The organism is Pseudomonas sp. AU11447, from assembly GCF_001672555.2.
Taxonomy (GTDB): domain Bacteria; phylum Pseudomonadota; class Gammaproteobacteria; order Pseudomonadales; family Pseudomonadaceae; genus Pseudomonas; species Pseudomonas nitroreducens.
In genome coordinates this window covers 224,593-236,993 of the sequence record NZ_LZDG02000017.1, presented here as the reverse complement: position 1 = coordinate 236,993, position 12,401 = coordinate 224,593, and the positions used below count along the sequence as shown (strand labels likewise).

Below are 12,401 nucleotides of genomic sequence, written 5' to 3'. Positions count from 1 at the left end.
GCTGCCGAAAGAGCGTTCGCGAGCAAGCTCGCTCCTACAGTCGAGGCAGCGGGAAGTTCTGGGTGAACGTTTTGTCAGGCTCCGTTTGCCAGCTTTCAAGAACGGTAACATCCGGCTGACTCGGCGCTTGGCCCTACACCGAACGGCCCCCTCTTCCCCTGGAAAAGGGCTAGGGTGAGGAAAATCCGTCGCACCGAAGCCCGATCAACCCTTGATCAGTCGGCCCAGCCCCTCCAGCAACCGCTCCAAAGCGCCCTGATTGGCCTTCATCACCCCCAACCCAGCCTCGGCCATGCGCCCGGCGCTGGCCGGCTCGTCCCACAACGCCGCCACGCACACCGCCAACGACGGCGCATCGGCCACTTCGCGCAGCGCGCCGACCTCGCGCAGTTGCGCAGCGATTTCCAGGAAGTTGAACAGGTGCGGGCCGGATAAAACGGGCTTGCCCAGCGCCGCCGGCTCCAGCAGGTTGTGGCCGCCATTGGGCACCAGGCTGCCACCAACGAAGGCGACATCCGCCAGCGCATAGAGGAACAGCAGTTCACCCATGGTGTCGCCGAGCAGCACCTGGGTGTCCGCCGTGACCCGTTCGCCGGTTGAGCGGCGCTGGGTACGGAAGCCTTCACGCTGGCACAGTTCGAACATCGGGCCGAAGCGCTCCGGATGGCGCGGCACCAGAAGCAGCAAGGCGTCCGGATGTTTTTCCAGCAGTTGGCGGTGCGCCGCCAGGACGATTTCATCTTCGCCGGCATGGGTGCTGGCAGCGATCCAGATCGGCCGCTGTCGTGCTTGCCATTGGTTGCGCAGGTCAGCGGCGCGGGCCAGCAGTTCGGGGTCTATGGTCAGGTCGAACTTGATCGAACCGGTGACGCTCACACACTCCGGGCGCGCGCCGAGCTGGCGGAAGCGCTCGGCCTCGGCCTCGGTCTGCACGGCGATCCAGCTCATTTCCTCCAGCATCGGCCGGGTCAACCCGGCGAAACGCGCGTAGCCGCGCGCCGAACGCTCGGACAGGCGCGCGTTGGCCAGCGTCACTGGAATGCCGCGCTTGGCGCACTGGTGGATGTGGTTGGGCCACAACTCGGTTTCCATGATCACGCCCAGCACCGGGCGGGCGCGGTCGAGGAAGCGCGCCGCTGCCCAGGGCAGGTCGTACGGCAGGTAGCAGTGCTGCACCTGGTCACCGAACAGCGCGCGGATGCGCTCGGAGCCGGTGGGCGTCATACAGGTGACGGTGATCGGCAGGTCGGGGTGACGCTGCATCAGCGCGCGGATCATCGGTGCGGCGGCGATGCTCTCACCCACCGATACCGCATGCACCCAGATGCCGCCGGGCTTGAGCGCCGGCAGGCCGAGGGCGAAGCGCTCGCCGACGCGCTGGGCGTAGGCCGGCGCCTTGCGCGAACGCAGGAACAGGCGCAGCGCGACCAGCGGCAGGCCCAGGTGGAACAGCAGGGTATAGAGGGTCCGGTTCATGGCGGCGGAGAGTAGCAAATTCGCGCGCTTGGCGGCCGCACAATCCTGCATGGTGCACTGTTCCTGGTAGGAGCGAGCTTGCTCGCGAACCGCTTGACGTTGGAGCGGCCAGGAAATCCTGTTCGCGAGCAAGCTCGCTCCTACGAAGAGCAGGTCACACAGGCGCGGCGAGATGCTCCGCAAAGCACTCGCCCAGCCAGTTTGCCGCCGGCCCCAGCGGCTCGTCGCGGCGCCAGACCAGTTCCACCACCAGCGGCGGCGGCGTCCAGTCGCTGGCGAGTTCGACCAGCAACGGCTGGTAGGCCGGGTACTGTGCCACGTGAGTCGGCAACCAGGCCCAGCCGAGGTCGCGCATCAGCAGTTCGGCCATGGCGTAGAAGCTGTCGGCGCGCCAGACCAGCGGGCTGATCTGCTCGCCGCCGGGGTAATGGCTGTCCTGCGGGGCCATCAACAACTGGCGATGCCGCGCCAGCTCGCGGCGGTCGGCATAGTCGAGCTTCGCCAGCTCATGCCCGGCGCCGCACACGGTGACCATCTCGATGGTGCCCAGGCGCTGCCGCTCGAGCTCCTCCGGCATGCCCTCGTGATGGAACAGCAAGCCCAGGTCCGCACGGCGCTCCAGCAGCTTGCGCGCCACGTCGCCCTGGGCGCTGCTGGAAAGCTGTACCTCCACGCTGGGGAATTCCTGCGCCAGCGCTTCCAGCCCCGAAAGCACCGGCTGATAGGGCATCGCCTCGTCCTGCGCCAGGCGCAACAGTGGCTCGGTGCCGCAAACCAGCGAGCGCGCACGGCTCTCCAGGCGCTCGCACTGGCGCAACACCTCCCGTGCCTCGTCCAGCAGCGCACGCCCTTCGGCGGTCAGCACTGGCTGGCGGCCGCTGCTGCGTTCGAAGAGGGTCACGCCCAGGTCGCTTTCCAGCAGCGCGATGGACGAACTCACCGCCGACTGCACGCGCTGCAACTGGCGCGCCGCTGCCGAAAAGGAAGACTGATCGGCGACGCTGACGAAGAGCCGCAACTGGTCCAGGTTCCACTGCATCGCCACCTCTCCAACCTATCTCGCATACAGATAGGTAATGACTTTATCCCATCGCCGGGAAGACTAGAATGCCCGGCAGAATCGAACGTCAGCAGCGTGTCGCTCATACCGAGCGGCGTGTCGTTCCGGGGAGCACCCACCATGCCCGGCTATCTCTACCTCGCCATCGCCATCGTCGCCGAAGTCGTTGCCACCGCTTCGTTGAAGTCGGTCAAAGGCCTTTCCACGCCCCTGCCGCTGATCCTGGTCATCGTCGGCTACGCCATTTCCTTCTGGATGCTCACCCTGGTGGTGCGCAGCATTCCCGTGGGCATTGCCTACGCCATCTGGGCCGGCCTCGGCATCGTGCTGGTCAGCATCGCGGCGCTGTTCCTCTACCAGCAGAAACTCGACACTGCCGCCGTGCTGGGGATGTGCATGATCGTCAGCGGCGTGGTGGTCATCCAGTTGTTCTCCCGCACCGCTGGTCACTGACGCACTCATCAGCCACCTGTAGGAGCGAGCATGCTCGCGAACGCCTTCCTCAAGCTGGTTCGCGAGCAAGCTCGCTCCTACAAGTCAGCCTGAGGCGACGGACGTTTGCCGCTGCTCCCAAGGGTTATACTGCGCGCTTCGTTTTTCCCTTCGAGGCGCTTTCATGTCCGAATCCCTGAGCACCGACATCCTCATCGTCGGCGGCGGCATCGCCGGTCTCTGGCTCAATGCCCGCCTGCGTCGCGCCGGCTTTTCTACCGTACTGGTAGAGAACTCCGCGCTGGGCGGCGTGCAGAGCATGCGCTCGCAGGGGATCATCCATGGCGGCACCAAGTACGCGCTGCACGGCGCGCTGACCGGTGCCTCGGAGGCCATCGCCGACATGCCCGCGCTGTGGCGCGACTGCCTGGCCGGCACTGGCGAAGTGGACCTGCGCGGCGTGCGCGTGCTCTCTGACGCCCACTACCTGTGGTCCCCGGGCGGCCTCGCCGGCAACCTCACCAGCTTCTTCGCCAGCAAGGCAGTGCGCAGCCGTGTCGCCCAGGTGAAGGGCGCCGACCTGCCGCCAGCCCTGCAGGACAAGGCCTTCAAGGGCAAGGCCTATCGCCTTACCGAACTGGTGCTGGACGTGCCCAGCCTGGTGGCGCGCCTCGCCGAACTGGCCGGTGATGGCCTGCTGGCCGGCGAACGCATCGAAGCCCTGCGCGAAGGCGACAAGCTGGTCGGCCTGCGCGTGGACGGCCGCGAGATCCGCGCCCAGCGGGTGGTGCTCAGCGCCGGCGCCGGCAACGAGGCGCTGCTGCGCGAACTGGGCCTGGAGCGCCCGGAAATGCAGCGCCGCCCGCTGCACATGGTGCTGGTCACCGCACCGACCCTGAAGCCGCTCTACGCCCACTGCCTCGGCGGCGGGCCGAAGCCGCGCGTCACCGTCACCACCCACCCGCTGAGCAATGGCGACTGGGTCTGGTACCTGGGCGGCGACATCGCTGAAGCCGGCGGCGTGGCGCGCAACGAGGCCGAGCAGATCGCCGAGGCGCAGCGCGAACTGCACAAGCTGGTGCCCTGGATCGACCTCTCCGCCGCGCGCTGGGCCACCCTGCGTGTGGACCGCGCCGAACCCTCGCAGAACAACCTGCTGCGCCCGGACAGCGCCTTCCTCGCCGAGAACGGCGCGCTGCTGGTCGGGTGGCCGACCAAGCTGGCCCTCGCGCCGAACTTCGCCGATCGCGTGCTGGAATCCCTGGAGAAGGGCGGCGTCCGTCCGCAAGCCAGCGCCGCCCTGCCCGACCTGCCGCGCCCGGCCATGGCCCGCCCGGTCTGGGAGGAGCTGTTCGGATGAAGACCCTGCATCACCTGCACCGCCCGCTGGGCAGCACCGGCCTGAATGTCTCGCCGCTAGGCCTGGGCACCGTAAAACTGGGCCGCGACCAGGGCGTGAAGTACCCCTCCGGCTTCCGTATTCCCGATGACCGCGAGGCCGCCGACCTGATCGCCCTGGCCCGCGACCTGGGGATCAACCTGATCGACACTGCGCCAGCCTACGGCCGCAGCGAGGAGCGCCTCGGCCCGTTGCTGCGCGGCCAGCGTGACCAGTGGGTGATCGTCAGCAAGACCGGCGAAGAGTTCGTCGGCGGCCAGTCGCAGTTCGACTTCAGCGCTGCTCACACGCGCCGCTCGGTCGAGCGCAGCCTCCAGCGCCTGGAGACCGACTACATCGACCTGGTGCTGGTGCATTCCGACGGCAACGACCTGGATATCCTTCGCGGCACAGAGGTCTACGCAACCCTGGAACGCCTGAAGGACGAAGGGCTGATCCGCGGCTTCGGCTTCTCCGGCAAGACCGCCGACGGCGGCCTCTTGGCCCTGGAGCGCGGCGACTGCGCCATGGTCACCTACAACCTCAACGAACAGGCAGAAAAGCCGGTGATCGACCATGCCCTGGCCCAGGGTCGCGGCATCCTGATCAAGAAGGCCCTGGCCAGCGGCCACGCCACACTGGCGCCGGGAGTGGACCCGGTGCGCGCCAGCTTCGAGCTGGTGCTGGGCCATCCGGGCGTCGCCAGCGCCATCGTCGGCACCATCAACCCGTTGCACCTGAGCCACAACGTGAGCATCGCCGCCGAGGTCCTCGACCGCTGATCGGCAGACGCCGTTCGGTCATGTGGATTGCGTATTCCTGTGCCATGCTCCAACTCCCCCGGCAAAAACCGTGGGCACAGAAACTGTCGCCAGCCGGCGATTCCCCTGTAAAAATCTCGGAATCGCCAAGCCTTTCAGGGAAAAATCCGGAAATCCTTTTGATTTTCGATGACACCAGGATCGGTGTCAGGCTGTCTAGGTTGTAGCGACCCCGTAAAGAACGATCGGCCGGACCGTCCCTGAACAGACGGTCAGCGTTCGCGTCGGCGTCGTCTGCTAGCTGCCACTAGAAGAAGACGCGCCAGCGCAACCCGGTGCCCTGTACGACCAGGCCCTGCAAGAAAAAGGAAGCCCACATGCCCCGTACGCTCGCCCGCAAGGACCCGACCGCCTTCAAGACCCTGCCGCTGCTGGTCGAAGCCAGCGCGGAAGGGCTCGCCTACCAGACCCTCGGCAAGCCCCTGAACTTCGCCCAGGTCCTGGAGAAACGCCGCCCCATCGAGATCAACGAGACCGAACGCTTTACCACCGAACTGGCCAATCTCGGCGTCTCGGTGCGCCTGACCCTGAATTACCAGGGCCGCGACCACTGGATCCTGGTGCGCCAGCGCCGCCTGGATCGTGGCGACACCGTGCTCAAGCTGATTTCCGGCTACGTGCCGGCCCATGAACTGAACCTGCCGCTGCTCACGGCAATTCAGGAAGTGGCCGAGGAATGCCTGGTGGAAACCGCCGACGGCTGGCTCGGCGGGCGCTTCGGCGATACCTGGCTGCCGACGCCCTACGAGGGCATCCTGCGCTACCGCGAAACCAGCCACTTCTCGCTCACCCCGCTGTCCGGCGCCTCGCGTCCGGTACAGGCCGGCGCGCTGCGCCTGCTGGAGCGCCCGCAAGCCTACGTGCACCTGCCGACGGCCTCTCTGCAACTGGTCTACGACCTGCGCATGGAGCTGCCCAAGGACGCCCGCGAGGTCAGCCTGTTCCATGTCGATGAGAAACTCGAAAGCGGCCCGCTGGTGGCACGCCTGGACCGCCGTCGTCCGGACCTCTACCTGTTGCCGCTGGAACACGGCCAACCCACTGGCGAGCTCTTCACCCTGAGCAAGGGCGAACTGTGCAAGGCGAGTACCCGCGGCCTCTGGCTATCGGAAAGCTTCGCCGAACAGGAAGGCTGGCTGGTGCGCGAAGAGCGCATCCGTTTCCGCGAATGGATGGAGCAGTGGCCGCCCGCCGCCGGCAATGCCGGTAGCGGGCGACGCACGGCCTGAGGCCGTAATCTGATCGCCCTGCCTGACGGTAGGGCGACGTCTGTAGGAGCGAGCTTGCTCGCGAACCATGTCAGGCGGGTACGCCGGCGTTGAGCAGTTCGCGAGCAATAACTGGGCGTCCCCCTCGCTCCTACAACAGCTTCATTTCAATTGACTGGAACTCTTGCCCAGCAAGCGCCGCGCCACGATCAGCAACTGGATCTGCTGGGTGCCCTCGAAGATGTCGAGGATCTTCGAATCCCGCGCCCACTTCTCCAGCAACTCTTCCTCCCCGTAGCCCAACGCGCCCGCCAGCTCGACGCACTTGAGTGTCGCCTCGTTGGCCACCCGCCCGGCCTTGGCCTTGGCGATGGAGGCCTCCTTGGAATTGGGCAGGCGATTGTCAGCCATCCACGCCGCCTTCAGGGTCAGCAGGCGCGCGGCTTCCCATTCAGCTTCCAGGCGATAGAGCGTGGCTTCGGCATGGCTGGCGGTCAGCAGCGGCTGGCGATAGTCGAAGCGGCAACCCGCCTTCTTCAGTAGCTCGCGAGTACGGTCCAGCGAGGCCTTCGCCACGCCGATGGCCATGGCGGCCACCAGCGGCCGGGTGTTGTCGAAGGTTTCCATCACCCCGGCAAAGCCTTTCTGCACGTCGATCTCGGCATTGCCCAGCAGGTTAGCCGCCGGCACACGGCAATCGGTGAAGCTGATCGAGGCGGTGTCCGAGGCCTTGATCCCGAGTTTCTTCTCCAGCCGGGTGACGGTCATGCCCGGCGTGCCCTTCTCCACCACAAAGGACTTGATCGCCGCGCGGCCAAGGCTCTTGTCCAGGGTCGCCCACACCACCACCGCATCGGCACGGGCGCCGGAGGTGACGAAGATCTTCTCGCCGTTGAGCAGGTAGTGATCGCCATCGCGGGTTGCAGTCGTGCGGATCGCAGCCGAGTCCGAGCCGCAGCCCGGCTCGGTAATGGCCATGGCTGCCCAGGTGCCGGAGAAGCGCTTGAGCTGCTCCTCGTTGGCCACCGCGGCGATGGCGGCGTTGCCCAGGCCCTGGCGCGGCATGGCCAGCAACAGGCCGGTGTCGCCCCAGCACATCTCCATCACGCCCAGGCAGGCGGAGAGGTTGCCGCCGTTCTTCACGCCCTCCTCCGCGCCGGCCTTGCGCTTGCTGGCCGAGGTGGCGCCGACTGCGTCCGGCGAACCGGCGTTCATGCCGTCCAGCAGCGCAGCGAGCAAGTCCAGCTCCTTGGGATACGCGTGTTCGGCCTTGTCGTACTTGCGCGAAATCGGCCGCAGGTAGTTCTCGGCGACCTGACGGGCCTGGTTCTGCAAGGTGCGGAATTTCTTCGGTGTCTCGAGGTACATGCAAGGCTCCTAAGCGGAGCTCATCGCGTTGCGAGCGAAGCGCAGCCAAGGCGGAAACGGACGAGGAAGCGGAGTCTACAGTTGTAAATGAGCATTCCGAGTTCGTTTCCAACGCCGGCTGGGCGAGCACAGCAGCGATGAGCCCGCGTTACAGGTGTAGGCCGCCGGCCATCAAACTGACGGCGCGCAGGTCGCGGTACCAGCGCTCGGCCGGGTGTTCCTGGGTGAAACCATGGCCGCCGAGCAGTTGCACCGCGTCGGTACCGATCTTCATCGCCTTCTCGGCGCAGAGAAGCTTCGCCAGATAAGCCTCGCGATGGAAAGCCTGCCCGCGCTCGGCCAGCGCGCACGCGCGCCAGACCATCAGGCGCATGGCGTCGAGTTCGATGGCGATATCCGCGACCATGAAGGCCACGCCCTGGCGATGGCTGATCGGCTCGCCGAAGGCTTCGCGCTCGTTGCAGTAGGTGATCACGTAGTCCAGCGCAGCCTGCCCGGTGCCCACGGCCAGCGCACACCAGGCCAGCGCGGTGTAATCGAGGAAGGATTGATAGTCGAAGCGCTCGGCTGCCAACCGCTGTTCGGCCGGGACTCTCACCCCCTTGAAGCGAACCCGCGCGGTGCCGGTGGCTTTCAGCCCCATCGCCGGCTCAGCACGCACTTCGACGCCCTTGGCACGGGTATCGACGAGGAACAGCGCCGGGCCGTCGCCGGCATCCGCGGCGACGATCAGCTTCTGCGCATCCACGCCGCGCACCACCAGGCACTTCTCGCCAGACAGGGTGTAGCTCGAGCCACGCTTGCGCGCCTTGGTGGACAGGCGCTGCGGGTCGGCCAGCAACTGCGGCTCGTTCACCGCGATGGCGATCAGCGGCGCAGCTTCCTCGGCGACGAAGGCCGGCAGCCAGCGCGCCTGCTGTTCGGGCGAGGCCCAGCGGCGAATGCAGTTGGCCGCCGACAACGGTACCAGCAGCGCGGCAGCCAGACTCAGGTCGCCGCGGGCGAGGGATTCGGCGATCAGCGCGTTGGTCACCACGGTGCGTTCGCCGGCCATGCCGCCGTGCACTTCGCTGACGCCATAGTGGGTCAGCCCCAGCTCCTGCGCCTGGGCCAGCAACTCAAGGCTGAGAGTGGTCTTGGCGTCGGCCTCATGGGCGGCCGGGCGAAGCACTTCGGCGGCAAAGCCTTCGAGCATCTCCACCAACATCTGCTGCTCGTCGGACAGGGACAGGTCGAACAGCCCATCGGGATCGGCCTTGCGTGGGGTCTTGGGCTGCTTGGCGGCGCGCTCGCTGGCCAGCCGGAAACCGGTGCGGCTGCCGCTGTAGAGCAGTCTTTCGAAAGGCTTGCGCAGCTTGAGTCGGTCCGGCCAATCGGCCTGGGCGACACGGTTCAGCACGGCCAGGGCGCGGCCCTGCACGTCGGTGGTCATGGCATCTCGCTCCGCGGAGGGTGGATGCCCCGATCATGCGCCGGGAAATGGCGGGGGAACCATGACCGCTTTGCCGTTGGTCGCTGGCAGAGCGGTCAGTGGGGCGTATACGGGGCTACCTGGGGTGATGGGAGTCTGTAGGGGCGAGCTTGCTCGCGAATGGCCCCGCAGCGGGGTTTGTTCGCGGGCAAGCTCGCTCCTACAAAAGGCGTTCCCTGCTGGAACGACCCAGGCAAGCGAAAGCAGATCAGCCCTGGTGGCGAATCTTCTCGACGATGGCGGTGGTGGAGCTGTTTTCCACCAGGCCCAGCACGCGGACTTCGCCGCCGTAGGCTTTGACGATGTCGGCACCGACCACCTGCTCGACGCCGTAGTCGCCACCTTTCACCAGTACGTCCGGGCGGACTTCGCTGAGCAGGCGCTCGGGGGTGTCTTCGCCGAAGCTGACAACCCAGTCCACCGCGCCGAGGCCGGCGAGTACTGCCATGCGGCGGTCGACGCTGTTGATCGGGCGGCCCGGGCCTTTCAGGCGGGTGACCGAACCGTCGTCGTTGACCCCGACGATCAGGCGGTCGCCCTGGGCGCGCGCCTGTTCCAGGTAGGTCACGTGGCCGGCATGGAGGATGTCGAAGCAGCCGTTGGTGAAGACGATCTTCTCGCCGTGGGCGCGGGCGTCCTCGATGGCCAGCAGCAGTTGGTCGAGGCTCAGCACACCACGCTCGGAGCCCTGCTCGCGCTGCACGGCGCGGCGCAGTTCCGGGGCGCTGATGGCGGCGGTACCGAGCTTGCCGACGACGATGCCAGCAGCCAGGTTGGCCAGGGCCACGGCCTGCGGCAGGTCCTCACCGGCGGCGATGGCGCCGGCCAGGGTGGAAATCACCGTGTCGCCGGCGCCGGTGACGTCGAACACTTCACGGGCGCGGGCCGGCAGGTGGAGGGCACTGTGACCGGGGCGCAGCAGGGTCATGCCGTGTTCGCCTCGGGTGACCAGCAAGGCGCCAAGCTCCAGCTCGGTCATCAGTTGCTGACCTTTGGCGACCAGATCGGCCTCATCGGTACAACGACCGACAATGGCTTCGAATTCGGAGAGGTTCGGGGTGATCAGGCTGGCGCCACGGTAGATGGCGAAGTCCTTGCCCTTGGGGTCGGCCAGCACCGGGATACCGCGCTGGCGGGCGGCCTGGATCAGCGCCTGGTGATTCTTCAGCGCGCCCTTGCCGTAGTCGGAGAGCACCAGCACGCGGACCTGGTCCAGCAGCGCCTCGACGTCGGCGGACAGCGCCACCGCGTCGGTGCGGAAGGCTTCCTCGAAGTCCACGCGCAGCAGTTGCTGGTGACGGCTCATGACCCGCAGCTTGACGATGGTCGGCTGGCCGGCGATGCGCTGGAAGCGGGTAGTCACGCCCACGGCCTGCAGGCTGTCGCTCAGACTGTCGGCAGCTTCGTCGACGCCGGTGACGCCGACCAGGAAAGCCGGGGCGCCGAGGGCGGCGAGGTTCAGCGCGACGTTGGCGGCGCCACCGGGGCGGTCCTCATGCTGCTCGACCCGCACCACGGGCACCGGGGCCTCGGGCGAGATGCGCGAGGTCGCGCCGTGCCAGTAGCGGTCGAGCATCACGTCGCCTACCACCAGCACAGGGGCCTGATCGAATCGGGGCATGGTCAATTTCATGGGAACTCCGCAGGTCGAAATCGCCGCGGATAATACCATAGCCGCCCGGTGCGACTTGCGCCGGTCAGGGCAGTCTGCGCACCCAGAACAGCTCGTGACGACGCACCGCCTTGCGGAAGAACTCGTCGTCGCCGGTGACCGGCCACTGGCGACCGGCGAGCACCCGCTGGATCAGCCGGCGCAGGCGCTTCTTGCCGGTGAGCGGGGTCTGCAGGTCGTGCTGCAGCGCCAGGGCCTGGGCCTTGTCGATGCGCGTCGCGGCATCCAGCACCGGGCTCCACAGCGGGTCAGCCGGCAATGCCTCGATACAAGGTGGCAGGGCGATGCCACCATCGGCCGGGCCCATGGGCCAGCGGTCGTTGTCGTGCAGGTGGTTGGCGTAGAGCAGCAGGGTCTGCGGCTTCCAGCTGCTGCGTTCGATCGCTTCCAGGGTCGCGCGGGTGGCGTGCACGTGGTCGGCGTGGGGGTCCAGCTCCGGGTGGGCGGTAAGGATCACCTCCGGGCGGATGTGCTCGATCAGCGTGGTCAGGTCAGCCACCAGATTGAGCCAGGTCGGTGCGCCGTCGCTGTCGGCCGGCAGCGCGAACGGATTGAAGCTGCGCACGCTGCGGATGTCGGTCTCACCGGACTCTTTCGAGCCGAACGCCTGGCTCGGCTCGGCAGCCATGGCCGGCAGTTGCAGGCAGTAGTAACCCAACTGAACGCAACGCTCGGCCGGCACGCCACCCCAGAGCGGCGCAGCAATGCTGTCCCAGGTGCGCAGCCGGCCCTTGAGCCTGGCGGCCTCGGCCTTGCCCAGCCCGAGACGCTGGTAGTATTCGGCCTCGATCTCGCCCTGGGTCAGGGTGACGATCCAGGCCTCCGGGCAACGGCTGTACTGGCCGAAGGCAGCCAGCTCGGCGTCATCCGCGTGAGGGGCGATGATCAGCAGGCGCTGCCGGGCGTAATCGGGATTGTCGAAGGCGTGCAGCACACCCTGTTGCGCCAGCCGGCAATGGCGGCTGCGGATGCGCAGGTGCCCGGCACGCAACGCTGCACCCTGGCCGGAGAGGTTGATGTAGCGCTTGCCGCTGACACCCCGCTCGAAGTCCTGGCGGTCGTTCTCGACGCCCTCGATCAATACCTGCGGATCGAGCCAGCGGCCGAGCAGCGAGGCTTTCACCTCGACCTCCAGCACCAGGGTCTCTTCCCGCTCCGGCAACGCGCCGGTGGCAACGTGCAAGCCGTGCGGGCCCAGGGAGACCGGCAATGCGATGGAGCCGTTGGGGAAGTCGTAGCGATAGTCGTCGCGCGGCGAGTAGAACAGGTGATCGGCGAACCACGCCTCATGGGCGACCCAGCCGAGCAACACGGCCAGCGGCACACTCCACCAGGGCGCGAAGATACCCAGCAGGATCAGCGCCAGCAGGGCGACGAGCAGGATCACACGCTTCTTGCGGCGGTGCTGTTTGAGCAGGTGCTGTTTGCGGGCGGTCATGTCGTTCTCCGTGGAAACCGATCGCGGACGGAGTCCACTCCTGCGCACGGGCCAAGGCACCGTACACGAACTGTAGG

General features: G+C 67.2%; 10 protein-coding genes. 4 read left to right on the top strand and 6 right to left on the bottom strand.

Annotated elements, in window-relative coordinates; translation table 11 throughout:
* Positions 1–204: 204 nt before the first annotated feature.
* A complete protein-coding gene (waaA, locus tag A6723_RS01730) occupies positions 205–1,476 on the bottom strand; it encodes a lipid IV(A) 3-deoxy-D-manno-octulosonic acid transferase (protein WP_054906331.1) in 1,272 nt (423 codons plus the stop codon).
* Between the two features lie 154 nt (positions 1,477–1,630).
* Positions 1,631–2,515 (bottom strand): LysR family transcriptional regulator, encoded by an 885-nt coding sequence (locus tag A6723_RS01725; protein WP_054906323.1) that lies wholly within the window; start codon positions 2,513–2,515, stop codon positions 1,631–1,633.
* A 141-nt stretch (positions 2,516–2,656) separates the two neighbouring features.
* Between A6723_RS01725 and A6723_RS01720 the strand changes: the two genes are divergently transcribed.
* The 4 genes from A6723_RS01720 (at position 2,657) to A6723_RS01705 (ending at position 6,396) form a co-directional block, all read left to right on the top strand.
* Positions 2,657–2,989, top strand: a complete 333-nt coding sequence (locus tag A6723_RS01720; RefSeq protein WP_054906322.1) for a multidrug efflux SMR transporter — start codon at positions 2,657–2,659, stop codon at positions 2,987–2,989.
* A gap of 163 nt (positions 2,990–3,152) precedes the next feature.
* Entirely contained in the window at positions 3,153–4,328 is a 1,176-nt protein-coding gene (locus A6723_RS01715) for an FAD-binding oxidoreductase (protein WP_054906321.1), read from the top strand.
* On the top strand, positions 4,325–5,128 hold the full coding sequence (locus A6723_RS01710) for an aldo/keto reductase (RefSeq protein WP_054906320.1): 804 nt from the start codon (positions 4,325–4,327) through the stop codon (positions 5,126–5,128). The genes A6723_RS01715 and A6723_RS01710 overlap by 4 nt, the downstream gene beginning before the upstream one ends.
* Before the next feature lie 356 nt (positions 5,129–5,484).
* Positions 5,485–6,396, top strand: a complete 912-nt coding sequence (locus A6723_RS01705; protein ID WP_054906319.1) for a hypothetical protein — start codon at positions 5,485–5,487, stop codon at positions 6,394–6,396.
* A 141-nt stretch (positions 6,397–6,537) separates the two neighbouring features.
* Here A6723_RS01705 and A6723_RS01700 read toward each other — a convergent pair whose 3' ends face one another.
* The 4 genes from A6723_RS01700 to A6723_RS01685 all read right to left on the bottom strand — a co-directional run bounded on the left by A6723_RS01700 (position 6,538) and on the right by A6723_RS01685 (position 12,324).
* Positions 6,538–7,743 carry an acyl-CoA dehydrogenase family protein gene (locus A6723_RS01700; protein WP_054906318.1) on the bottom strand — a complete coding sequence of 402 codons (1,206 nt, stop codon included), beginning with the start codon at positions 7,741–7,743 and terminating at the stop codon, positions 6,538–6,540.
* Positions 7,744–7,891: 148 nt separating this feature from the next.
* On the bottom strand, positions 7,892–9,175 hold the full coding sequence (locus tag A6723_RS01695) for an acyl-CoA dehydrogenase family protein (protein WP_054906317.1): 1,284 nt from the start codon (positions 9,173–9,175) through the stop codon (positions 7,892–7,894).
* Between the two features lie 247 nt (positions 9,176–9,422).
* Entirely contained in the window at positions 9,423–10,847 is a 1,425-nt protein-coding gene (gene hldE / locus A6723_RS01690; RefSeq protein WP_054906316.1) for a bifunctional D-glycero-beta-D-manno-heptose-7-phosphate kinase/D-glycero-beta-D-manno-heptose 1-phosphate adenylyltransferase HldE, read from the bottom strand.
* Between the two features lie 64 nt (positions 10,848–10,911).
* Entirely contained in the window at positions 10,912–12,324 is a 1,413-nt protein-coding gene (locus A6723_RS01685; protein ID WP_054906315.1) for a PIG-L deacetylase family protein, read from the bottom strand.
* Between the last annotated feature and the right edge of the window lie 77 nt (positions 12,325–12,401).